This is a genomic window from Tenacibaculum skagerrakense (genome assembly GCF_004345825.1).
In the GTDB taxonomy this organism is placed as follows: Bacteria; Bacteroidota; Bacteroidia; order Flavobacteriales; family Flavobacteriaceae; genus Polaribacter; species Polaribacter skagerrakensis.
Genome location: NZ_SLXM01000007.1, coordinates 45,074 through 68,308, shown reverse-complemented (window position 1 = coordinate 68,308; position 23,235 = coordinate 45,074). Strand labels below are relative to the sequence as shown.

21 protein-coding genes are annotated in these 23,235 nt (G+C 31.5%); 3 read left to right on the top strand and 18 right to left on the bottom strand.

The genetic code is table 11. The features are described 5' to 3' along the window. Nucleotides 1-3: 3 nt before the first annotated feature. The 15 genes from porW to gdhA all read right to left on the bottom strand — a co-directional run bounded on the left by porW (nucleotide 4) and on the right by gdhA (nucleotide 16,742). Nucleotides 4-2,232 carry a type IX secretion system periplasmic lipoprotein PorW/SprE gene (gene porW / locus EV195_RS11845; RefSeq protein WP_132795171.1) on the bottom strand — a complete coding sequence of 743 codons (2,229 nt, stop codon included), beginning with the start codon at nucleotides 2,230-2,232 and terminating at the stop codon, nucleotides 4-6. Between the two features lie 88 nt (nucleotides 2,233-2,320). Next, entirely contained in the window at nucleotides 2,321-3,016 is a 696-nt protein-coding gene (locus EV195_RS11840) for an ABC transporter ATP-binding protein (protein WP_132795170.1), read from the bottom strand. A gap of 17 nt (nucleotides 3,017-3,033) precedes the next feature. Then, nucleotides 3,034-4,503 carry a DUF5687 family protein gene (locus EV195_RS11835; RefSeq protein WP_132795169.1) on the bottom strand — a complete coding sequence of 490 codons (1,470 nt, stop codon included), beginning with the start codon at nucleotides 4,501-4,503 and terminating at the stop codon, nucleotides 3,034-3,036. 105 nt (nucleotides 4,504-4,608) lie between these two features. Next, on the bottom strand, nucleotides 4,609-5,106 hold the full coding sequence (locus EV195_RS11830; protein ID WP_132795168.1) for a DUF1761 domain-containing protein: 498 nt from the start codon (nucleotides 5,104-5,106) through the stop codon (nucleotides 4,609-4,611). A 96-nt stretch (nucleotides 5,107-5,202) separates the two neighbouring features. Beyond that, nucleotides 5,203-6,195: a DUF4837 family protein gene (locus EV195_RS11825; protein WP_132795167.1), complete on the bottom strand. Its 993-nt coding sequence runs from the start codon at nucleotides 6,193-6,195 to the stop codon at nucleotides 5,203-5,205. A gap of 47 nt (nucleotides 6,196-6,242) precedes the next feature. Further along, nucleotides 6,243-7,553 (bottom strand): lytic transglycosylase domain-containing protein, encoded by a 1,311-nt coding sequence (locus EV195_RS11820; protein ID WP_132795166.1) that lies wholly within the window; start codon nucleotides 7,551-7,553, stop codon nucleotides 6,243-6,245. A 21-nt stretch (nucleotides 7,554-7,574) separates the two neighbouring features. Beyond that, entirely contained in the window at nucleotides 7,575-8,336 is a 762-nt protein-coding gene (locus EV195_RS11815; protein WP_132795165.1) for an exodeoxyribonuclease III, read from the bottom strand. After that, on the bottom strand, nucleotides 8,336-8,989 hold the full coding sequence (locus EV195_RS11810) for a 3-oxoacid CoA-transferase subunit B (RefSeq protein ID WP_132795164.1): 654 nt from the start codon (nucleotides 8,987-8,989) through the stop codon (nucleotides 8,336-8,338). The genes EV195_RS11815 and EV195_RS11810 overlap by 1 nt, the downstream gene beginning before the upstream one ends. 34 nt (nucleotides 8,990-9,023) lie before the next feature. Next, the gene (locus tag EV195_RS11805; protein ID WP_132795163.1) at nucleotides 9,024-9,377 is read right to left on the bottom strand and encodes a four helix bundle protein; all 354 of its coding nucleotides are present in this window, start codon (nucleotides 9,375-9,377) and stop codon (nucleotides 9,024-9,026) included. A 23-nt stretch (nucleotides 9,378-9,400) separates the two neighbouring features. Beyond that, nucleotides 9,401-10,105 carry a CoA transferase subunit A gene (locus tag EV195_RS11800; protein WP_132795162.1) on the bottom strand — a complete coding sequence of 235 codons (705 nt, stop codon included), beginning with the start codon at nucleotides 10,103-10,105 and terminating at the stop codon, nucleotides 9,401-9,403. Nucleotides 10,106-10,143: 38 nt separating this feature from the next. After that, on the bottom strand, nucleotides 10,144-12,444 hold the full coding sequence (locus tag EV195_RS11795; RefSeq protein WP_132795161.1) for a penicillin-binding protein 1A: 2,301 nt from the start codon (nucleotides 12,442-12,444) through the stop codon (nucleotides 10,144-10,146). Between the two features lie 3 nt (nucleotides 12,445-12,447). Then, the gene (locus tag EV195_RS11790) at nucleotides 12,448-12,948 is read right to left on the bottom strand and encodes a gliding motility lipoprotein GldH (RefSeq protein WP_132795160.1); all 501 of its coding nucleotides are present in this window, start codon (nucleotides 12,946-12,948) and stop codon (nucleotides 12,448-12,450) included. Beyond that, nucleotides 12,926-14,323 (bottom strand): PSP1 domain-containing protein, encoded by a 1,398-nt coding sequence (locus EV195_RS11785; RefSeq protein ID WP_132795159.1) that lies wholly within the window; start codon nucleotides 14,321-14,323, stop codon nucleotides 12,926-12,928. Before EV195_RS11785 ends, EV195_RS11790 begins: the two co-directional genes overlap by 23 nt. A 171-nt stretch (nucleotides 14,324-14,494) precedes the next feature. Then, nucleotides 14,495-15,334, bottom strand: a complete 840-nt coding sequence (locus tag EV195_RS11780; RefSeq protein WP_132795158.1) for an alpha/beta hydrolase family protein — start codon at nucleotides 15,332-15,334, stop codon at nucleotides 14,495-14,497. Between the two features lie 64 nt (nucleotides 15,335-15,398). Further along, the gene (gdhA, locus tag EV195_RS11775; protein WP_132795157.1) at nucleotides 15,399-16,742 is read right to left on the bottom strand and encodes an NADP-specific glutamate dehydrogenase; all 1,344 of its coding nucleotides are present in this window, start codon (nucleotides 16,740-16,742) and stop codon (nucleotides 15,399-15,401) included. Nucleotides 16,743-16,925: 183 nt separating this feature from the next. Here gdhA and pheS point away from each other — a divergent pair, with 183 nt between their 5' ends. Both pheS and EV195_RS11765 read left to right on the top strand, forming a co-directional pair. Then, nucleotides 16,926-17,945, top strand: coding sequence for a phenylalanine--tRNA ligase subunit alpha (gene pheS / locus EV195_RS11770; protein ID WP_132795156.1), 1,020 nt, complete (start codon nucleotides 16,926-16,928; stop codon nucleotides 17,943-17,945). A gap of 4 nt (nucleotides 17,946-17,949) precedes the next feature. Continuing rightward, nucleotides 17,950-18,345: a hypothetical protein gene (locus EV195_RS11765; protein WP_132795155.1), complete on the top strand. Its 396-nt coding sequence runs from the start codon at nucleotides 17,950-17,952 to the stop codon at nucleotides 18,343-18,345. Between the two features lie 1,127 nt (nucleotides 18,346-19,472). Here EV195_RS11765 and EV195_RS11760 read toward each other — a convergent pair. The 3 genes from EV195_RS11760 to EV195_RS11750 all read right to left on the bottom strand — a co-directional run bounded on the left by EV195_RS11760 (nucleotide 19,473) and on the right by EV195_RS11750 (nucleotide 21,646). Further along, complete coding sequence (locus tag EV195_RS11760; protein ID WP_132795154.1) at nucleotides 19,473-19,835, bottom strand: cupin domain-containing protein; 363 nt, start codon at nucleotides 19,833-19,835, stop codon at nucleotides 19,473-19,475. A gap of 3 nt (nucleotides 19,836-19,838) precedes the next feature. Next, nucleotides 19,839-20,636 (bottom strand): DUF6503 family protein, encoded by a 798-nt coding sequence (locus tag EV195_RS11755; RefSeq protein ID WP_132795153.1) that lies wholly within the window; start codon nucleotides 20,634-20,636, stop codon nucleotides 19,839-19,841. Nucleotides 20,637-20,776: 140 nt separating this feature from the next. Then, nucleotides 20,777-21,646 carry a hypothetical protein gene (locus EV195_RS11750; RefSeq protein ID WP_132795152.1) on the bottom strand — a complete coding sequence of 290 codons (870 nt, stop codon included), beginning with the start codon at nucleotides 21,644-21,646 and terminating at the stop codon, nucleotides 20,777-20,779. Nucleotides 21,647-21,864: 218 nt separating this feature from the next. Between EV195_RS11750 and EV195_RS11745 the strand changes: the two genes are divergently transcribed. Beyond that, nucleotides 21,865-23,226 (top strand): alanine/glycine:cation symporter family protein, encoded by a 1,362-nt coding sequence (locus EV195_RS11745; RefSeq protein ID WP_132795151.1) that lies wholly within the window; start codon nucleotides 21,865-21,867, stop codon nucleotides 23,224-23,226. Nucleotides 23,227-23,235 lie beyond the last annotated feature (9 nt).

The following is a 23,235-nucleotide window of genomic DNA, read 5'->3' as shown; positions in this document are numbered from 1 at the left end:
GGATTATTTTAAAAGTTTAATTATTTCGGCTGCTTTTTTACCTTCGATTCTGTTGCCATAAGTTAACGCAACAAATTCAAGTTCCTTTTTGTATTCTTCTTTACTCTTGTACTTTCCTATGGCTAAGGCTCGAAGTAACACAAATTTAGCAATTAATTCTGAATTTCTCTCTGCATCGCTTAATTTATCTACTTGGTCTACAACATCTTCAAATTGATTAAACTTATATAAACTATAAACCAATCGATATTTTTTGTCGATTTCATCAACTTTTACTTCTTCGGTAATCTTACTATCTGGCTTTCTAATAATCTCTGCGAATTTAGAATCTGAATATTTTTCAAGGATAATTCCTTTCTTTTCTTCAGCCTTTTCGCTTTCTCCTATTTCAGTATATAATTGGTACAAATGATAGTTAATTGGTAGAATTAACGCTGGATTTTGATTGATTGTATATAATTTTTCAAAATTATCAATTGCTAACTTCGAATTCTTAAACTGTTCTTTATAGATAAGTCCCAACTGATACAATGCTTCGTTTCTTTCTTTTTTCATGGTATCAATAACCAATGGGTCTGATGGTATTTTTTTAAGATACGAAGCTACCTCATACCTACTATCTGTTGTTTCTGTTTTGGTTACTTCTTCTGTTGCTGTTTCTTGAACTATTTCATTTTTATCGGACCATCTCCAATTATCCTCTAATTGACGACTTCCCCATGTTTTTCGGAAAGCTACTTTACCAAAACCTACTGATTGCGTATTGTAAAAATACCATTTACCTTGATTATTACTTCCACCAAAACTAGAAGCTCCTCCAAATTGACTTCCGAAGTCTTGTGCATTTAATAAGCGTTGACGTTTCTTCTCGTCTTCTTCTTTAATTTTTTCAATGTAACTTTCAAAAAAAGCAGTACGTTCTTCAGCAGTCATAGCAACTAACTTAAGAATACTATCGTTGTTTTTAACGGTTTCTTCGTAAGATCTTAATTTAGTTAATCCTTTATTTTTACGCTTAATTCTACGTATTCTCTTTTCCGTTTCAAATTCTTCAGTAGTAACACTTAAAACACTATCATAAAAAGTACCTGCCAATAAATATTCTTGTTTTTCAAAGTATATATTTCCTAGCCTTTCGTAAGTATATGTTTTTTGATAGACATCTGTACTTGGGACTTCTAAAGATTTTAAATAATACTCAATTGCTTTTTCAGTATTTCCTCTGTCTTCCTGTAATACTCCTGCCTGATAATACAATTCATTTAAGTATTTTCTATTATCGGTATTTCTAATAAGTTTTCTTATTCGATCAACTAATAAAACATTTGATGAATCTTTCGCTTCAATGTTCTTTACCATTTCAATACTAGCATGGATACGGTACTTTTCTGGCACCCATCTTTCATTAGCTAGCTTTCGAAAAACCATTCTAGCTGAGTCTTTACGATTTAATTCGCTATAAATCTGACCAAGCACAAATGCATTTCTTGCCGATTGATGATTTTTAAGGAAAGACGTAGAAATAGCAAGATTGTCTATTACTTTTTGAATGGTATCTGTTTTTTCATACGCCATTGCCATAGCAGTATAAGCTTGTTGTCTTTGCAATGGTGTTAAGTTTTTCTCGTTTCTATCTAACTCAATCAACAATTTTAAAGATTCTATTGCTAGTTTTTCGTTTTCTAATCGAATGTTAGATTTAGCCCGCCATACTTTAGTGTCGTAAATTAAACTAGCTTTTGGATAATTGGCAATTATATAGTTGAAAGCTTCTATTGCTGGAATAAAACGTTGTGTGTAATAACGTGATTTTCCTAACAAAAGATACGCATCATCAATTTGTCTATTCTTTTCATATCCATTAATATTCATGGAATGTTTTTGAATAGCTTTAGCCGCTTTTTCTTCGGCTCTGTCAAAAGGTGTTGCTGGAGCAGTTTTTTCTCCTTTATCATCAAAACCAGCACCAGGCGAACTGAATTTAATAACTACCGCACTTTTTTCATCAAACTTTATAGGTTCAATCGGTAATCGTTTCCAAAAGTTATCGGTATAATTATTTTCAATATCCTTCAAACCTTTCTCAAAGGCTTGTTCACCATTAAATAGCACATTGTATTTTGTAGTTAAAGAGTGAAAGTTTCTGTTTATCACAGAATCTTTCTTAGTACTACAAGACATTATAATACCAACTACAACTATATATACGAGTAAGTTATAAGATTTTTTCATGAAAAAACGCTCTACAAGTACAACAGATAAAAACACCATCTATTGTACTGGTGAGCGTAAAAATAGAAATAAAAAGCTAATATTCTAACTACGAAGCAAAATAGCTTTCTAATTCTTGTAATGTAACTGGAGCAGTCTGAATATCCTTTACCACGTTTCCTTTTTCAAGCACTACAATTCGTTCACAAACTTCTGTTACGTGACTTAAATCGTGACTAGAAACTAAGACTGTAGTTTCCTTTTCTTGTGTTAATTTCTTGATAATATTCTTTAATCGAATTTGTGTTGTTGGATCTAGATTAGCAAATGGCTCGTCTAAAATTACAACTTTTGGATTTCCCATTAAAGCAGCAACAATTCCAACTTTCTTCTGATTTCCTTTACTTAAATCTCTCAAAAACTTCTTCTTACCAAGGATTTCTCCATTAAAGAACTCTTCAAACTGACTTAAAAAGTTTTTGATATCTGCAGGATTCATTCCTCTTATTTCACCAATAAAATCAAAATATTCATTAGGCGTTAAGTAACCTATCAAGAAACTTTCATCAATAAAAGAGCCTGTAAAAGTTTTCCATTCTTCACTTCTATTTACAGTAATATTATTATTCTCTATTGAACCTGTTGTAGGTCTTATTAAATCTAAAAGGATGTTAAACAACGTTGTTTTACCTGCACCATTATTTCCAACTAATCCAAATGATTCTCCTGTTGGGATATCTAAAGATGGAATGTTTAAAACTTCTGTTGATCCGTATTTTTTTGAAATATTTTTTACTTGTATCATTTTCTATTTTTTTGTTGTTACTTCTTTTGATTAAAAGCGTGAATTGTAGCGTACTTGTCTTTGATATACTTCTTCTCTATTAAATTCATTAAGTAATCTTTTAAAATCAGTCCTAGAACACCAACAGCAGCTATTGCGATAATTCCAGCGTTGAATCCGATGAATTTATTAAACACCCAAAAAAGCAACATTGGCAATCCCATTAATGGTAAAATAATTAAAAACTGAGTTGCACTTGTTCCTTGTGTATTGCCAAAACCACTCGCTTGAAGATCTATTCTCTTTCTGTTAAAAGAACCAGCAAAAAGCAAGAACAATGTATTAAAACCTATGTTAAAAATAGCCCCAGCGGTAATCATTAAAAACTTATCGATTCCATAATAGATATATGGTATACTAAGCACATATAACACAAAAGTCATAACACACATTAATAACCATTTGCTTTCTAAAAACTTTCGGTAACGAATATTTTGACTCATAATCATCTTATAATATTCGCTATCCCAAGCAGGAATAAACTGTCCGAAATTAATAGCGAAACCTCCTGTAACAAATAATGAAGCAAAAATTAGAAATGCAGGCATTTTCTCTTCATACGTTTTGTTTCCAAAAAATATGATAGCATAAAACAACATTAAAAACGACATTAAAAATACTGTTTTAGTTCTCTTATTTCTCCAGATTAAACGCATATCGTTTTTTATGAACGGAGCTAAATCTCCTAATTTATCAACAAATGATAAATCTGCTGTAGTTGCTTCTTTAGTTTTAACCTGAACCGCATCATCTAAATACAATTGTGTTTGTAACGTTTTGTAATTTAAGTAATAAGAAACTACTAATACTACAGCAGGAACTAAAACAAATAACCAATTGTTATAAAAGCTAGTAAAAATAGCAACACTATCTTGTCTAAAATTATAAATATCAAACTGTTGTAAAGCTATTATACTTCCTAAGATTACCAAAAGAACTCCGAAAGCAATATTACTTTTATTGGTTAAGAAGTTTAAAAAATTAGCTGTTACTATAATTAGCAACATTGCTGTTAACCAACTTAATACATTTGAAGCAGGATATCCTTCCTTAATTAAAATCAATGAAAAAGGAATGTAGAAAAATAACCCAACAACATTAAAAAATGAAAATATAGATTTGCTTAATACATAGTTAACTAACTTGCTTTTTCTAATATTTAAAACCAAAAGTGGTTTTACATTCATTACAGGTAGTTTTTGCATTATATACCTAAAGATTAAATCTCCAATTACATAAAACAATAAAATTCCGTTTACAATTTTAAGTGGATCTTGGTTAGGTAATTCTTTCTTTAGTATGTAAAAGGATTGAAAACCTAAAAAAGAAAAAACAATAACAAAATACAACGCAAAAACCCCCATGAGTATGTTTACAGCAATACTTTTTTGCCAAAACATAGAACGAAAGAATTGTTTCCACTCTAAACTTAAAAAGCGTGATATCATATAGTTTGAATTAATAGTTGTTTAATTAGTAAGCAAAACACATAATTTGTTACATAAAAAAAGCACCATAGATTTGGTGCTTAGTATCTTTTTACTCTTTTAAAATTATAACCACTGGCAAATAACACCTCCCATAATTGCTAATGTTACTATCCAATAACCTGCATTTATAGCTATATATTTAAAACTTTTCCTTTCGAACATCGCTTGAATGGCTAATATAGGCATTGCTATAAAGAACCCTGTTAATGCGCCATGTAACGCACCGTGTTTAAACGTTCTAAAACGATCACCATATGTTTCCATTAGCGATCTAAATGTGCTAAATGCTTCCCCTGTTTGTTCATTAAATCCAGGTTCTCCAGCTAAGGTTGAAAATATACCCATTTGATGAACAACAACCGGCATTAATCCAGCCGATATCACAAGACCTAAAACATAGCTTAATCCGAATATAAGAGCCATATTACCTCCTTTTAAACTTTCTTCAGTAAAATTCATCTCCTTCATCCATGCTTTTTGAAATAAAGGTCCGTACCAAACAAATCCAGTAATTAAAGGAATTAATGCTGAAGCAAATAAAATTAAAAAATTGAAATCCATGATGTTGTAAAGTTAAATGTTGATTCTATCAAATATAAAAAAAAAGCAGTAAATAAATTTTACCGCTTTAACTATCAATGTATTGTACTACTTTGTTTATTCTTTGATTTTTATGGATTTTCCTATAGCTTCAAGCTCAAAAACTAAATCTCTCTTATTAATTGCTGGTGCATAAGTAAACCCTTCAAAAACAATTAACCTATTGTTCGTTTTATCTACTATAGTATAATTTAAAAAAGGCCCTGCCATAAAATCGTTTTTTACTTCCCATTTCCCTCTAGTTTCGTAGGCTTTTTTATTGTCTATTTGAGTTTCATACGTAAATGGTGTGTATGCTTTCTCAGTAATCATATACATTCCTTCTCGACTACCTGGAATAAATTTCTCTCCGATACTATCTCTAACATTAGTGATGTTATCTACAATCGTGGTTTCATCTTCTAATGGTAAACTATAAATTAAAATATTATTAGTTCCATCTCCTCTAGCTATACCGTTTTGTAAATGCTGACGCATCCATAAAAAATTGTTCAATGTATCTTGTACTAGACGATATTTGTTAGGAATGGTGATATCTATTCCTAAATTTTTGATTGTTGGAAATTGATTATGATCTAATTTTTCTCTGTTAAAAATATTCTGAACAAACTCAACATCTGCCTCTTTAAAAATTTCAATGATTTCTTTTCCTCTTGTTTGGATTAGATTGATCATTTCTTCTTTATTCTTAGCAGTAGCAACAACTATAACCTGAGGTGCAGCATATTTATTTTTTACAATAGAAATATTAGCCGAATCTGCTTTTTGAAATAGCAATACTGCTTTATTTTGTCTGATAAATGAACTAAATCCTGATGGATCAATTTGAGAAACTGATAATAATGTTTCTGGTTGTGGTAACCCAACTTGATGTTCCCCAAACACCTTTCGAATTTCATCTCCAGGTTTTCCAGACCAATCTAGCGCTTTCATTACTACAAGTACTCTATTTATATTACCTGTTGAAGAAGGAAGAATAACTTCTCCTTTTCCATTCTTACAATTAACTAGTAAAAAACTTACTGTTAAAATTGCTATTATTTTTCTCATGGTAGTATTTTGTTTGATTTTTTTAAGTGTGGCAAAAATTATTCCATTTACATTCTACGAGGATAAATATATAAGCCTTGTCCAATTTTTAGATTAGTTCCACGCATGTTATTCCAGCGTTTGATGTCTTTAATTTTGACTCCAAATTTTCTAGCAATTTTACCTAAATAATCTCCAGACTTTACTTTGTAACGGATTCTTTTATCCATCTCAAAATACTTTGGTAATGGTTTCTCTCTTAAAGAATCTTCTACCGCAGCCAGTTCATAGATTTCACGCTCTTTATCTAGAAAATCAATGATTTTATTTTTTGGCAATCGAACACTAAAATTTTTCTTCTTTACATAGGGAATTACATCAATCTTATATTTCGGATTTAAGAATGAAAGTGTTTCTCCATCAACTCCTATTTTCTCAGTAATTTGATCGAAAGTAATCGTTCTTTTAACCTGAACAGTATCTGTTTGAAAGTTATATATACTTGGCGTATCAGGATAAATTCCTAATTCATCATTATACTTAAAAATATACATTGTAGCATAAAATGCAGGAACATAACCCGCTGTTTCCATAGGTAAAAACGGACGAATATTCCAGTAATTACGATAGCCGCCTGAGCGTTTGATTGCTTTTAATACGTTTCCAGGACCCGAATTATAAGCAGCAAGCGCCAGATCCCAATCATTAAAAAGATTGTTTAAAAAAGATAAATATTTACACGCTGCTATCGTTGATTTTACCGGATCTTGTCTTTCATCAACATAAGAATTTACAGCTAGTTTATATTGCTTTCCTGTTCCGTACATAAATTGCCATAACCCAGTTGCTCCCACTCTTGATTTTGCTCTAGGATATAGTGAAGATTCAACTATAGCTAGGTATTTCATTTCAAGAGGAATGTCATATTGATCTAAATATTGCTCAAATAAAGGAAAGTAATACTTAGCACGCGCCATTAAGGCTGGGTAGTATTTTTTTCTGTGTTTTAAATAACTATTTATTACTTTTTCTAAAGCAGGATTAAAAGCTAAGTTAAACGGTGTAGTTGAGTTAATTTCTGCTAATCTAGACTTTAATAATTCTGGACTAACAAACTGTGTGGTTGTTGTAGTGATATCTTTATCATCCAATACATATTCAAAGCTATCAAATAATGGTGAATCAAATTTTGCTTCGACTAGTAAACTGTCTATTCTTTTTAAATCATCATCTGAATATTTAACCGTTTTTAGTTCAGCTACAGGAACAGAATTGATTCCTATTTTAGGTATTGAATCTAAAGTTACTATAATATCTTTTTGAGCCAAAGAATTTATACTCAAAAAAACAATCACAACAAATAAAAAAGCCTTCTGCATATACTCAACTAATTTCAATTTCTAAAAACTAAATTCTACTGCAACAGGACAATGATCAGAATGTTTCGCTTCAGGTAGAATATAAGCTCTAGAAATATTATCTTTTAATGGCTCCGTAACCATACAATAATCTAAACGCCAACCTTTATTGTTTGCCCTAGCATTTGCTCGGTAACTCCACCATGAATACTCTTGTCTATCCGGATTTTTAAAACGAAAACTATCTATAAAACCACTATCTATAAACTTACCTAACCATTCTCTTTCTTCAGGAAGAAATCCTGAAACACCTTTCATTTTTGGATTGTGAATATCTATTTCTTCATGACAAATGTTATAATCTCCACAGATAACAAGATTTGGTATTGTTTTTCGTAACTCTTTAGCGTACTCTAGGATTTCATCCATATAGTTGAATTTAAACCCTAGTCGATCATCATTAGTTCCTGAAGGCAAATACATACTCATAATAGAAACATCATCATAATCTACACGAATATTTCTTCCTTCATTATCCATTGATTCAATACCCGTTCCGAACTCAACATGGTTTGGTTCTTTTTTACAGAATACTGCAACACCAGAATATCCTTTTTTTTCAGCAGAAAACCAATATTGATAAGGATATCCTGCTAATTCAAAATCCATTGCGTTTAACTGTTCTTGTTGCGCTTTGGTTTCTTGAATACAAATTACATCTGGACTAGCAGCTTGCAACCACTCAAGAAATCCTTTTTTTAAAGCAGCTCGTATTCCGTTTACGTTATATGAGATTACTTTCATTATAAACTCATTTCTGGTATTTCACCATTTATTACTAAAGTTCCTTCTGTAGCCGTTTTAATTTCTTCTACAGAAACTCCTGGTGCTCTTTCTAATAAGTGAAATTTATTGTCTTTAATTTCTAATACTGCAAGATTGGTAACTATTTTAGTTACACAACCAACTCCAGTTAGTGGTAAAGTACATCGTTGTAACAATTTAGATTCTCCAATTTTATTGGTATGCATCATTGCTACAATAATATTTTCAGCAGAAGCAACTAAATCCATAGCTCCTCCCATTCCCTTAACCATTTTTCCTGGGATTTTCCAATTCGCAATGTCACCGTTCTCGGCAACCTCCATAGCTCCTAAAATGGTTAAATCAACATGCTTTCCACGAATCATAGAAAAACTAGTTGCAGAATCAAAAAAACTAGCCCCTGGTAAAGTAGTTATGGTTTGTTTTCCTGCATTAATAATATCTGCATCTTCTTCTCCTTCGAAAGGGAAAGGCCCCATTCCTAATACGCCATTTTCACTTTGAAATTCAACTTCTATATCATCTCTTACAAAGTTAGCAACCAATGTTGGTATACCAATTCCTAAGTTTACGTAGTATCCGTCTTTTACTTCTTTTGCAATACGTTTTGCGATTCCGTTTTTATCCAGCATAATTTTCTGATGTGTTAATTTGAAAATTTGAAAATTACTTTCGTTTAGATGTAGCTATTATTTTATTAATAATCTTCATTATTGAATTCAAATCTTCTTTAAGTTCTATATTTGGTTTAGGATAAACTTCAGACCTGTCACACAATTCTAACCAGTATGACAATTCATCTGCTTCTTTTGCTGAAATCTTGAATTTATGTATAAAATCTGCTTTACTTTCAGCATTTTGTGCTTCACGGATATTTGCTCCAATAGATGTTCCGCTTCTGAAAATTTGTGAAGCCATTTCAAATCTATTTAAACTTCTAATTTCCTCTGAGAATTTAATAATCTTTAAAGAAAACTCTAAAGTTAATTTCAAAATTATGTTTTCTTTATCATTTCTCATTGAAGCATTATCAAATCTACAAATTAGTTAATTTTTGAACGAACTGTACGTTGCTCAATTCTTTTCTCATATTTTTCACCTTGAAAAATACGTTGTACAAAAATCCCAGGGATGTGAATTTGATTTGGATCTAATTCACCAACTGGCACTAATTCTTCAACTTCTGCAACGGTAATTTTAGCTGCACCACACATATTTGGGTTGAAGTTTCTAGACGTTCCTTTAAAAATTAAATTTCCTGCAGCATCTCCTTTCCAAGCTTTAACAAACCCAAAATCTGCTTTAAAGGCTGGCTCTAACACATACATTTTTCCGTCAAACTCTCTTGTTTCTTTACCTTCTGCTACTTCTGTACCGTATCCTGCTGGAGTATAAAATGCAGGAAAACCAGCTTGAGCAGCTCTACATTTTTCTGCTAAAGTACCTTGAGGAGTTAATTCAACTTCTAATTCACCCGATAACATTTGGCGTTCGAACTCATCATTTTCTCCAACATAAGAAGAAATCATTTTTTTAATTTGACGATTTTGTAATAATAAACCTAACCCAAAATCATCAACACCCGCATTGTTTGAAATACATGTAAGGTTATTAACTCCTAATTTTACAAGTTCGGCAATAGCATTCTCAGGAATACCGCACAATCCGAAACCTCCAAGCATTAAGGTCATTCCACTCGAAACACCTTCTAATGCTTCTTGTACATTATTTACTTTTTTATTAATCATTATTTAGTTGTTTGCTAAGTTTTATTCCAAAGGTTTAATTAAAAATCATCTTCTTTTTTTTGCTCTTCTTTCTGCTCTCCTTCTTTAACTTGTTTTTTATCATCTTCATACTTATCGCAATCGGTATTAATTGATAAATCAGAAGGTTTATCAAAAGCCTCTTTACTAATATCTAATGTTTTATCTTCATAACACTTTCTCATATAAATTGCCCAAGTTGGTAAAGACATCGCTGCACCCTGACCTTTATCTATTCCTGCAAAGTGAATAGAACGATCTTCACCACCAGTCCATACTCCTGTCATTAAATTTGGTACCATCCCCATAAACCAACCATCTGTATGATTTTGTGTAGTTCCTGTTTTTCCTGCTATTGGATTGCTAAATCCATAAGGATAGCCCGTGATATACTTAGGTCGATTATAGGTAGTTCTTAAACGTACACCAGATCCAGCTTGCGTAACACCTTCCATTAAATTTAAGATTACATAAGCCGATTCTTCACTAAGTACCTCTTTAGTTTCTGGAACAAATGTGTCTAAAACCGTTCCGTTTTTATCTTCAATTTGTGTAATAAACATCGGAGAAACTCGCATTCCTTTGTTTGCAAATGTTGAATAGGCACTAGCCATCTCTAGTAGCGTTAAATCGATTGCACCTAATGCGATTGACGGATTGGCTTGGAACTCAGTATCTATTCCAGCAGATTTTGCCAATCTGGCTACATTAACTGGTGAAACCTCGTCGATTAATCGAGCTGTAATAACATTTATAGAGTTTGCCAACGCTTCTTTCAACGTTAATTCTCCTCCATACTTTTCTCCTGCATTTTTAGGTGTCCAATCATCTTGCATTCCATATTTTTCTTTTGGAATAGTATATGGTGTATTTGGTAACTTATCACAAGGAGATCTTTTTAATTGATTAATTGCGGTTGCGTATACAAACGGTTTAAAAGTAGAACCTACTTGACGTTTTTGTTGTTCAACTGCATCGTATTTAAAATGCTTGTTATTAATACCTCCAACCCAAGCTTTGATATGACCTGTTTGTGGTTCAATTGATACTAAACCTGAGCGCAAGAAATACTTATAATAGCGAATAGAATCATAAGGACTCATTACGGTATCCCTATCTCCTTTCCAAGTAAAAACTCGCATATCGGTTTTAGTTTGAAATGCTTTTTCTATTTCCTTATCAGATTTACCATCCGCTTTCATTCGTTTATAACGATCTGAATTTTTTTTAGCTCGGTCTAATATTTTACGGATCTCACTTTTATCAATGTCGTAAAAAGGAGCTGTTTTATTTCTTTTTTGTTCTTCAAAAAAGTATTTCTGAAGGTTAGACATGTGCTCGGTTACTGCTTCTTCTGCATATTGCTGCATTCTAGAATCTATAGTAACATAAATTTTAAGACCATCTTTATAAATATCATAAAACTCACCATCTGCTTTTGGGTTCTTTTTCGCCCAATCTTTCATAAACTGCTTTAGATATTCTCTAAAGTAAGTTGCTAATCCATCACTATGACTTTCCGGTGTAAAATTAATTTTTAATGGTAGCTTTTGTAATGAGTCTCTTTGTTTTTCTGAAATGAAGCTATTCTTTTCCATTTGAGAAAAAACTACATTTCTTCTTTCTAATGACTTGTTTTTAGATACTTCTCTATGCGGATTAAACTGACGCGGATTTTTAAGCATTGCAACAATAATTGCAGACTCTTGTATATCTAAATCTTTAGGTTCTTTACCAAAGTAAATTCTCGCAGCAGAACGAATACCTGTTGCATTAAACAAGAAGCCTTGTGTATTTAAATACATTGTAATGATTTCTTGTTTAGTATATTGGCGTTCTAGTCTAACAGCTATTACCCACTCTTTAATTTTTTGAGTAAGTTTTGTTACCAGTGATGCATTTTCTCTTTTATGAAATAGATTTTTTGCTAACTGTTGCGTAATAGTACTTGCTCCTCCATTTCTACCAAGTTTAGCAATAGCTCTAGCTAAACCTCTAAAATCTATACCTGAATGACTATAAAAACGTTCATCTTCCGTTGCTACTAAAGCTTTAACCAAATTGTCTGGCAAATCTTTGAATTGAATAGGGGTTCTATTAGCTTTTAAATAATATTTCCCTAAAGTTTTTCCATCAGAAGAAATGATTTCAGTTGCTAAATCATTTTTAGGGTTTTCTAGCTCTTCAAACGTAGGAAGCTTTCCAAATGCTCCCCATGAAGCTAGAAGAAAAACAAAGCATAATGCAAACAAACCTCCTAAAACGATTCCCCAAAACCATTTTATATATTTTGTAAAGTTCATAGTTTCCTTTTTTGTCATTTTTTAATGTATTTTCTCAATTCTAAATCCAACATTTACGATGCCTTCTAATTCATTGATTCCTTCAACTTCTCCACCTTTTCTCATAGCTTGAAAGATGTCTAAAGTGTAGGTTCCTTGAATCGGAAATAGAATTTGTTCTTTGTAAAATAATTTATTCTCTTTTAATTCTGAAAAGCCTTTTCCTAAAAACTGACCGTTCTTGTCAGCCATATCATATTCTAAGGTGTCTATAATCTGATACCCATCAGGAAAACTCATTTTTGTTATTAAAAATAAGTTGCTGTATTGGTAATCATTATTATTTCTAATACTAATAAACAGATTTCTTTTTGCTAAAGTATCTGTTACTTCAAATTTGTAGGATATAGGTGTGTTTATTTCCCATCTCCCATCATTTATTGAAGTGTACTCATCATAAACTCTTTTGGAATCACAAGAAACCAGAATTAATAAAAGTGCTGTAAGCCTTAAAACTATGTTATTGCTGATTTTTTTTAGCATTATTATTGTTTCCAGAATTTCGACGTTTATTTCTTCTCTGATTGTTATTTGTTTTTTTGTTTGAAGGAGAATTATTTTGGTTTTGTCGGTTATTATTTTTCTTGTCTTGATTTTGGTTTTGACCTGATTGTTTATTCACCTTCTTTACTGTACTATTCTTTGGTGTACTTTTTTGTTCTCCTTTTTTTGATTTATTAGAAGGTGGTGTATCTGTTCTTTTTTGGTTAGAACTTTTGTTGCGGTTTTTATTTCTATTTCTCTTTGGCTTTTTAGGAGTATCAAAACGAGTTAAACTATCTTGACCGACAACGTTCTCAAAATCAATTTTAGTTTCTTCTGTAATTTCAGCTTCGTAATCCTCTAGGGGAGAACCTAGCTCATCGCTTTCATTTAACTCTATAATTTCTTGTACCTGATCCAATGATAACTTATACCATTTGAACTTTTCTTCTTTATAGGTATACCAGATTAGCTTTTTGAAAATATCCATTTTTACAAAAATCGCCTCTCCTTTTTCTGTTTTTAGCACAACATCTTGCTTAGGAAATGCACTTAAAGCATCTAGGTAAGAATCTAACTCGAAATTTAAACAACATTTTAATTTACCACACTGACCCGCAAGTTTTAATGGATTTAAAGATAACTGCTGATAACGAGCCGCAGCTGTGTTTACTTTTCTAAAATCGGTCAACCAAGTTGAACAACACAACTCTCTACCACAAGAACCTATTCCTCCTAAACGTGCAGCTTCTTGTCGCATTCCTACTTGTTTCATTTCAACACGAATAGAAAAAGCACTTGCTAAATCTCTAATTAATTGTCTAAAATCAACGCGATCATCTGCTGTATAATAGAACGTAGCTTTATTTCCATCACCTTGAAACTCTACATCAGAAAGTTTCATTTTTAAACCAAGGCGGCTAATAATTTCTCGTCCTTTTCTTTGTGTTTCGAGTTCTCTATCTCTTGCTTCGTTCCAGACATCAATGTCTTTTTGCGTTGCTTTTCGATAGATTTTTTTTACATCAGGGCTATCAAGTGCAACTTTTCTTTTTTTCATTTGCACTTTAACAAGTTCTCCAGCTAGAGAAACCACACCAATATCATGTCCTGGATTTCCTTCAACAGCAACAACATCACCCATTACTATAGTGTGTGTTTTATCCGTGCTTTTGAAAAAATGTTTTCTTCCGTTTTTAAAACGAACTTCATATATATTAAACGGAGCTTCACCGGTAGGTAAAGTCATATTCGATAACCAATCAAAAACAGCTAATTTATTTCCACTTCCACATGAACCCGTTCCACAATTTCCATTGCTCTTACATCCATTAGGAACGCCGCTTTTGTTAGTTGAGCAACTGCTACAACCCATAATTTATATATTGTTTTAATAACTTCTTAAATCTGATTGTGTTTCAGCATCAAGACGCTAATTGTAATTGTTTGATTTATAATTAGATAAAAAAAAGCATTTTCTTTTCTATCAATTCGTAAATATACTCATTCCTATGGAATGTAAAAACCCCTTTACTCACTGAAATGCTTAGTTACCTAAAAATGATTTACAAATTGAAACTACATCCTCTAAATGCGAAGGTAATTCGTCTTTATCCCATGGATGTTTTGCTCCAAAAACATGATCTGCTTCATCAATAACATGAAGCTCACTATGTAAACCCCAAGAATGTAAGTTTTCAGCTTCGTTAATCAGAATTGAAGTATCTGCATTTCCATGAATAATACAAAATGGTATTTCTAACTTTTTTACCGCGCGTTCAATACTAAAACGTTCTTCGTTTGCTTTAAAATCTTGATAAAACTGATAATAATGTGGCATTTGTTGTTTCGTTCTTCCATTTAAAACATATTTCACACCATCTCTTCTCCATTGTTCTAAATCTCCAATTGTTGAAGACCTTTTTCCAAAATTTGAAACACCGCCCAACGTAATAACTTGTTTTATTCTCGCATCTTCCGCTGCTTTTATACATACAATTCCGCCTCCTCTACTATGTCCGATTAACGAAATAGAGTCTGAGTTTATTTCATTTTTAAATTGATTATTTGAACAGCACCAATCAATAACAGTTTTTAAATCGTCTAACTCTTTTGTGTAGTTGTTATTCCCAAAAGCCTCTAAATCTGGAAAATCAATAGGTTGCTCAACAGTTCCTCCATTGTGTGAAAAATTAAACTTGATAAAAAAAGCATCTTCCGCTAACGCTTCTGCCATTAAATTCCAAGCACCCCAATCTTTAAACCCTTTGTAGCCATGACAGAAGATTAGGGTTGGTTTTGGCTGCTCATTCCTACTAAAAAAAGCATCTAAAACAATTGGTTTACCATGTTTACCTTCGATAATAATATTCTTGATTTTTTCCATAGGTATAAAAATAAAAAAGCTCATCAGTAACTGATGAGCTTTTTAAAAAATATATTGAATCTTATTAGATAATTCCTTGTGCTAACATTGCATCTGCAACTTTCACAAATCCAGCTATGTTTGCTCCTTTTACGTAGTCTACATATCCTGATTCATCAGTTCCATATTGCACACATGCTTCATGAATATTCTTCATAATTCCTTTTAATCTTTCGTCAACCTCCTCACGAGTCCAGCTTAAACGTAATGAGTTTTGGCTCATTTCTAATCCAGAAGTTGCCACACCTCCAGCATTTGAAGCTTTTCCTGGCGCAAATAAGATTTTGTGTTCGTGGAATGCTGCAATTGCCTCAGGAGTTGATGGCATATTTGCTCCTTCACTTACACAGATACATCCATTTTTAATTAACGTTTCTGCCTCTTCTCCATTTAACTCGTTTTGAGTAGCACATGGTAAAGCGATATCACTTTTTACAGACCAAGGGCGCTCACCTTTAAAGAACTTAGCAGATGGATATTTTTCTACATATTCATTGATACGTCCACGCTTAACATTCTTTAGCTCCATTATAAAAGCTAACTTATCAGCGTCAATTCCTGCTTCATCATAAATATAACCTGAAGAATCAGAAAGCGTAACTACTTTAGCTCCTAACTCAGTAGCTTTTTCACAAGCATATTGAGCCACATTTCCTGAACCAGAAATCGTTACAGTTTTACCTTTAAAAGAATCTCCTTTAGTAGCTAACATGTTTTCAGCAAAATAAACTGCTCCATAACCTGTTGCTTCAGGACGAATTAGCGATCCTCCCCAAGATTGTCCTTTTCCAGTTAAAACTCCAGTAAACTCATTTCTAAGTTTTTTATACATTCCGAACATGTATCCAATCTCACGTCCTCCAACACCTATATCTCCAGCTGGCACATCTGTATTTGGACCAATATGTCTAAATAATTCACTCATGAATGCATGACAAAAACGCATGATTTCGTTATCTGATTTTCCTTTTGGATCAAAATCAGAACCTCCTTTTCCACCACCCATTGGTAATGTAGTAAGAGAGTTTTTAAATACTTGTTCAAATGCTAAGAATTTTAAAATACTTGCATTTACCGTTGGATGAAAACGTAAACCTCCTTTATAAGGACCGATAGCTGAATTCATTTGAATTCTATAACCTCTGTTTACTTGAATTTCTCCTTTATCATCAACCCATGAAACTCTGAATGAAATTAAACGCTCAGGCTCAACCATTCTTAATAAAATGTTTTTCCCATTATAAATATCATGCTCTGCAATATAAGGGATAACTGTCTCAGCTACTTCTTGAACTGCTTGTAAAAATTCTGGTTCGTGGCCATTACGCTTTTCAACCAGTTCCATAAAAGCCTTTATTTTAGATTCCATAATTTAGTTATTCGAAAAATGTTTTTTTAATAAAAATAAAGCACAAATATAGTTAAATAACTAATCTGACGATTTAAAAAAGTTCTTTTTTTGTTGAAACGAAAACGTTATAGTAAACTCAAGAAAGAAAAAGGCTAATTCAGTAAAAAAACGTAAATTTGCCACTCATTTTTTTGAAGGATTATGTTAGATAAAGTAAAAGAACTTATTGGAGACGTACAAACATTTCAGGCAACTACCAAAGAAGAGGTTGAAGCTTTCAGAATAAAATACTTAGGAAGCAAAGGTTTGCTTAAAGGTTTATTTGCTGAATTTAGAAATGTAGATGATGAGTTGAAAAAAGATTTTGGACAAGCCCTAAACAATTTAAGAAATGCTGCAGAAGGTAAAGTAGCTGAGTTAAAAGAAGCTCTTGAAAATACTGTAGAAGAAAAAGGTGTTTATGGTGATTTAACTAGACCTTCTGAGCCTATCGAATTGGGTTCTCGTCATCCAATATCTATTGTTAAAAATAGAATTATTGAAGTTTTTAATAGAATTGGGTTTACAGTTTCTGAAGGACCAGAAATTGAAGATGACTGGCACAACTTTACAGCTTTAAACTTGCCTGAATATCATCCAGCAAGAGATATGCAAGATACTTTCTTTATTGAAAAAAATCCAGACACTTTATTAAGAACGCACACTTCTTCTGTACAAGTTCGCTATATGGAGAATAATGAACCTCCTATTAGAACTATTTCTCCAGGTAGAGTTTTTAGAAATGAAGATATTTCTGCTCGTGCGCATTGTATTTTTCACCAAGTTGAAGGTTTGTATATTGATACTGATGTTTCTTTTGCTGATTTAAAACAAGTGCTATTATACTTTACAAAAGAAATGTTTGGTAAATCTAAGATTCGTTTGCGTCCGTCTTACTTCCCATTTACAGAGCCAAGTGCTGAAGTAGATATTTATTGGGGACTAGAAACGGAAACTGATTACAGAATTACCAAGGGAACTGGTTGGTTAGAAATTATGGGATGTGGAATGGTTGACCCTAATGTTTTAAAGAACTGTAATATAGATCCAACGAAATATTCCGGTTATGCTTTTGGAATGGGTATAGAGCGTATTGCCATGTTGTTATATCAAATTCCTGATATTAGAATGTTTTATGAAAATGATGTTCGTTTCTTAGAGCAATTTAAATCTGTGATTTAATTTCATGAGAAAAGATATTGAAATTTCTGAAGTGACTGACCTAGAAATGGCTGTTGTTTTGGAACCAAATGAAACGCATGATTCTGATGATTGGTATGTGTATTTAATCAATAAAAAGAATGTTGATTTAGATATGGTAATTATTGTTTCTCAAGGATTTTCTGAAACAAAAACCACTACTGTATTTAGAAAGAAAATTGATAAACTTCCTACAAACTCTTTTGTTAAAGTGGAAATGATTCATCCTGATGTTTTTTCATTAGATAATCGATTTCAAGTTTCTTTTTTTGAAGGAAATCAAATCTTTGAAAAAACCTTCCAATTTGATAAAAACACTATTAAAGAAGGAAATTTACGTATGATTTCACTTTTAAATAAAAGAGGTATTGTAGTAAAATAACTTGAATAGAATTTATTATAGAATAATTACTTGAAAGTACTCAGTTATATCTACATACTATTTATCCTTTTAACACTAACTAAGTTTATATAAAAAGAAAAATCCCTTTACATTTGGGGCTTGTAAAAGGACTTTGAATAGTTAACCAAATAAATATAAAAACTTTTAATTCAAATAATGAATAATTGTATTTTAAGGGGATAAATACTTTATAATATTCTTATTTACACTTCAAAGATAGTACTGGTTTTCTTTTAAACTTGTTGCAAATCGATGTTCGAATTGCTTACTGTAGATTAACTGTTTAATTTACTCGATTAGTTAAGTTGTTTGTTTTTTTCTCTCTCTTTGAATTACACAATTCTTATAAAAACAAAAAACTCTCTTACAGTAGGGGCTAGTAAGAGAGCTGACATGATTTAATCAATCACAAAACTTTAATTCAAACTCAAAATGAAAAATAAAACTTAATAGGGATTACTTTATTTTCTATTTACACTTCAAAGATATATCTATTTAACTTTCTGTTAATCAAGTATTCGACGTTTCCTTTTTTTACTATAGATAAACAGTTACTATTTATAGATTAATAAAATTTAGCTTTTTAAATTAGGATTTAAACCCGATTTATGAAGTTTGTAAAAAAGAAAAACCTCTTACATTTGGGGCTTGTAAGAGGCGGGCTTTTTAACTCAAAAAAATGAAAAAGTATATTTTTTTTTAGGGATTTTACTTTTTAAATTTTCTTTACTACTATTAACACTTCAAAAGTACTTAGCATTACCAAATTATTTTACCAAAATTCGATGTGCTAATTCTTACTGTAGATAAGTTGTTGTTATCTGTAGACTAATGAAATTTACTTTTGTTTGAAGAAGACATAGCAAGAGTTAAGATAACTTATAAAAAAAGAAATCTCTTACATTTGGGGCTTGTAAGAGATTATTTTTTTAACTCAAAAAAATGAAAAAGTATTTTGTTTTGGGGATTATTACTTTTTAAATTTTCTTTACTACTATTAACACTCCAAAAGTACAACCAAAAAGAAGCTGACAGCATAACTTTTAGTTTTATTACCTCCATCTTTAGGTGAATGGATGCTATTTCTCGTTGAATGGAAAAATCAATTAAATAGATTCGTAAGTCTCTACAGTTATGTCAGCAAGAACATCTCCTGTGTGTTTAGTAGATAACGGTTCAAAAAGCAACACATGAACTTCTTCTCTTGCAATTGGTTTATGTAAAACTCCTTTTGGAACTATATAAAATTCACCTTCATTTATGATAACAGAATCATCTTCTAAATCTATTTGTAGTTGTCCTTTTATAACCATAAACAATTCATCTTCATCATCGTGTTTATGAAATACAAATTCACCTTGTATTTTAGCTAATAAAACTTGTTGACCATTTAATTCTGCAACTTTTTTAGGAGACCATTGGTCTGTAAATAAATTGAACTTTTCCTTGATGTTAATTACTGATGACATATACTAATTACTTTTTAGGTTTTTTACATTTTCTGTATCGATTCTTGATACTTCTTTCAATTCATTTTTTTCAAAAAGCGCTGGTAATTCTGATAAAGGCGTTCCTACTTCTGCTTTATAATTGATATAATCTTGGAATAAAACACCGTCTATATTTCTTCGATTATAACTACTTCTAAAACGAACTCCTCCACCATTTACTTTGTAATTGTAAGCCAAATAATCCATAGTATTAGTATCCTTGTTAATCCAATAGTAATATTGATCTTCAAAATCTTTACCTCCGCCTTCTTGTTTGAAAGTAACTTGAATTACATCATAGTTCTTACCTTTTATTTGAATTTCTCCTTTGTACGTTTTGTTTACAGCTGCATCACTTAACTTATGTGGAAGTGTAGCAAAATAAATAACCGAATTTAGAGATTCACCAAAGCGAGAAGCATCTTCGTTACTCAATTCAACCTTATTACCATTAACAGTTCTATTGAAACTTCCGTTTTCTAATACATCAATAACCGCTTCTTTTTTATCATTCTCTTTAATTACAGAATACGTATACGAATCATTATTATTTGTAAAACTGTATTGTTTATTTCTAAATGTAAACGAATAAGAGGCCTCTTCGAATAAATCTCCTCCATGAGCTTTAATTGACGAGTTTATAATAGCTTCTGCTTTATTTTTTGGAGTTACTATTAGTTCCTCTTTTACTTCTTTAGTTGTTTCTTTTTTTTCTGATTTACATGAAAGAAATAAGAATATACATAACGTTGCAAACGTAGATTTCAAAATGGTCTTCATTGTAGCTTGATTTGTTTATGTAAATATGTCCTATTTTTTTTAACATCTTACAAGTCTTAACAAATATTTAGTGAATTTAACGTATAAAAAAACCGCTTAAAGAATCTTTAAACGGTTTTATTTATAATAAGGTTTTGAATTTATCGTAACGTAACTTTTCCTTCTCCTGCCTTGATATCATCAATATATACATCAACAATATAATTACCGGATTGCATAAAATTTCTATCAACAGATATAAGAGAAACTATTCCAATTTTCTGGTTCTCGTAATTTACTTTGATAAAATCGTTATACGGTTTTGAACCATTATCTTCTCCTCTATTCTTTTCAGATAAAATAACGTTGTTGTCTTTATCTTTAATTTGAATAAGGATATCTCTTACACCAACCTCTGCTAATTTGTTTTCTAATAAATCAAATTTAATTTTAAACGCATCAGTTCTGTTAGATCTAGAAGTACCAGTATACTTACCATTGCTTCTTTCTTTGTAAGAAAACACAGAAACTTTACCAATTTTTACATTAGCAGCGGTACCTATTTTCTCTTTTAATGCTTTTTCTTGGTTTTCCAGCTCTTCATTCATCTTAGCTAAGGACTCTTGTGATTTTTTATGAGCTCTTAATTTAAGTTTTGCCGAATTATTTTCTTGCTGTAATAGTTCGTTTTTTTGCTGAAGGTTATCAGCTTGCAGTAGTAATGCTCTGTTTTCACGTTCTAACTTAGCTGCCTTTACGCTATACTTAACTAACAAATCGTAATTCCCTTTTTTAACATCCTTGATAGAATCTTTAAGGGCGATAATTTTATTGATACTGGTAATTATTCTTCTTGATAAACCTTTCTTTTTTGTCGACATCTTTTTGTAGTCGGCAACGATTTGATCAAGTTCTTTTTGTAAAATGAGTTTTTCTTTTCTAAACTCCTCATCAAGTTTAGTTTGACTCTCATGAGTTTTAAAAGAATATACTACTAATGATATTAAAAGTACAATAGGTGAATACTTCAAAAATTTGTTCACCGTGGCTTTACTAATCTTTGTCATCGTAAGGGGGAAATTGAAGTTATTGTGTTAAAATTATGAAAAATCTTTTGCTTTTAGCATTTTATATTCCCTTTTTTCGATGAAAGGTTTTATAAACTCCTTGAATGGAGTGTTTTAATTAAAAAAATAAAACACTGTAAAAGAATCCTTTAATTATATTACTTTCGTTGAAAAAACAAAAAATGTTTTTAAGTCTTCAAGAAGTTTTTAAAAATACTACAGCTTTAGAAATTGTCCAATTGATTTTATTAATTGGAGGAGGAAGTTTTCTTTTATTATATTCAAAATTAATTCCCTTCCGTTATTTAGGACACGCAGTAAATATATTACGCGGTAAATATGACAAAGACACCTCTCCTGGAGATTTATCACATTATGAAGCATTATCTTCTGCTATTGCTGCAACCGTTGGAATGGGGAATATAAGCGGTGTTGCAATTGCTATTGCTACTGGTGGACCAGGAGCAATTTTTTGGATGTGGGTAAGTGCATTTGTAGGAATGGCTACTAAGTTTTTTACCTGTAGTTTATCCATAATGTATCGTGGAAAAGATGAAGCGGGAAATGTAAAAGGTGGGCCAATGTATGTAATTACTGAAGGTTTAGGAAAACGTTGGAAACCTTTAGCTGTATTCTTCTCTTTGGCTGGATTGATTGGAACACTTCCAGCTTTTCAGGCTAATCAATTAACACAAACGTTAGTTGATGTTTTTGAAGTAAATTCATCGAATGAGAAAACTGCTAAGTTTTTGTTAGGAATCACAATAGCAATTATAACTTCTTTAGTAATTTTTGGAGGAATTAAACGAATTGGAAAAGTTGCTGGGAAATTGGTACCTGTAATGGTTGTTATCTATCTGATTACAGTCTTAACTATTTTAATTTTAAGATTTGACACTATTCCTGAAATATTCTCACTAATTTTTACTGATGCCTTTTCTGGAAATGCTGTAATGGGTGGTGCTTTAGGAGCTTTAATTGTTACTGGAGTAAAAAGAGCCGCTTTTTCTAACGAAGCTGGTATTGGAACCGCTCCGATAATGCACGGAACTGCTAAAACCAATGAACCAATTAGAGAAGGATTAGTTGCCATGCTAGGCCCAGCGATTGACACGCTGTTAGTTTGTACGCTTACAGCTTTGGCAATTTTAGCTGCTGGAATTTGGAAAAACTTTGATGGAAATGGAATCTCGTTAACACTTTCCTCTTTTGATGCAGTTTTACCTTATGGTTTGGGTAGTGTTATTTTAACTATTTGTGTGCTAATTTTTGCTTTTTCTACTCTTTTTACCTATTCTTTCTATGGGTATTCTTGTTTGAGTTTTTTAACGAATACTAAAACCGGTAAGTATTACAACTACATCTATATTATAACAATTGTTATTGCTTCAATTACTAAGCTCGATTTTGTTATTAATTTGATAGATAGTGGTTATGCCTTAATGGCTATTCCTACAGTAATTTCTACTTTAATTTTAGCTCCAAAAGTAAAGAAGGCCGCAAACGAATATTTTAAGAAGTTAGCAGTAGGCAGTAGGCAGTAGGCAGTAGGC

Coding starts and splice junctions, on each gene's coding strand:
- porW (WP_132795171.1), bottom strand. CDS start 2,232: ATGAAAAAATCTTATAACTTACTCGTATATATAGTTGTAGTTGGTATT.
- EV195_RS11840 (WP_132795170.1), bottom strand. CDS start 3,016: ATGATACAAGTAAAAAATATTTCAAAAAAATACGGATCAACAGAAGTT.
- EV195_RS11835 (WP_132795169.1), bottom strand. CDS start 4,503: ATGATATCACGCTTTTTAAGTTTAGAGTGGAAACAATTCTTTCGTTCT.
- EV195_RS11830 (WP_132795168.1), bottom strand. CDS start 5,106: ATGGATTTCAATTTTTTAATTTTATTTGCTTCAGCATTAATTCCTTTA.
- EV195_RS11825 (WP_132795167.1), bottom strand. CDS start 6,195: ATGAGAAAAATAATAGCAATTTTAACAGTAAGTTTTTTACTAGTTAAT.
- EV195_RS11820 (WP_132795166.1), bottom strand. CDS start 7,553: ATGCAGAAGGCTTTTTTATTTGTTGTGATTGTTTTTTTGAGTATAAAT.
- EV195_RS11815 (WP_132795165.1), bottom strand. CDS start 8,336: ATGAAAGTAATCTCATATAACGTAAACGGAATACGAGCTGCTTTAAAA.
- EV195_RS11810 (WP_132795164.1), bottom strand. CDS start 8,989: ATGCTGGATAAAAACGGAATCGCAAAACGTATTGCAAAAGAAGTAAAA.
- EV195_RS11805 (WP_132795163.1), bottom strand. CDS start 9,377: ATGAGAAATGATAAAGAAAACATAATTTTGAAATTAACTTTAGAGTTT.
- EV195_RS11800 (WP_132795162.1), bottom strand. CDS start 10,105: ATGATTAATAAAAAAGTAAATAATGTACAAGAAGCATTAGAAGGTGTT.
- EV195_RS11795 (WP_132795161.1), bottom strand. CDS start 12,444: ATGACAAAAAAGGAAACTATGAACTTTACAAAATATATAAAATGGTTT.
- EV195_RS11790 (WP_132795160.1), bottom strand. CDS start 12,948: ATGCTAAAAAAAATCAGCAATAACATAGTTTTAAGGCTTACAGCACTT.
- EV195_RS11785 (WP_132795159.1), bottom strand. CDS start 14,323: ATGGGTTGTAGCAGTTGCTCAACTAACAAAAGCGGCGTTCCTAATGGA.
- EV195_RS11780 (WP_132795158.1), bottom strand. CDS start 15,334: ATGGAAAAAATCAAGAATATTATTATCGAAGGTAAACATGGTAAACCA.
- gdhA (WP_132795157.1), bottom strand. CDS start 16,742: ATGGAATCTAAAATAAAGGCTTTTATGGAACTGGTTGAAAAGCGTAAT.
- pheS (WP_132795156.1), top strand. CDS start 16,926: ATGTTAGATAAAGTAAAAGAACTTATTGGAGACGTACAAACATTTCAG.
- EV195_RS11765 (WP_132795155.1), top strand. CDS start 17,950: ATGAGAAAAGATATTGAAATTTCTGAAGTGACTGACCTAGAAATGGCT.
- EV195_RS11760 (WP_132795154.1), bottom strand. CDS start 19,835: ATGTCATCAGTAATTAACATCAAGGAAAAGTTCAATTTATTTACAGAC.
- EV195_RS11755 (WP_132795153.1), bottom strand. CDS start 20,636: ATGAAGACCATTTTGAAATCTACGTTTGCAACGTTATGTATATTCTTA.
- EV195_RS11745 (WP_132795151.1), top strand. CDS start 21,865: ATGTTTTTAAGTCTTCAAGAAGTTTTTAAAAATACTACAGCTTTAGAA.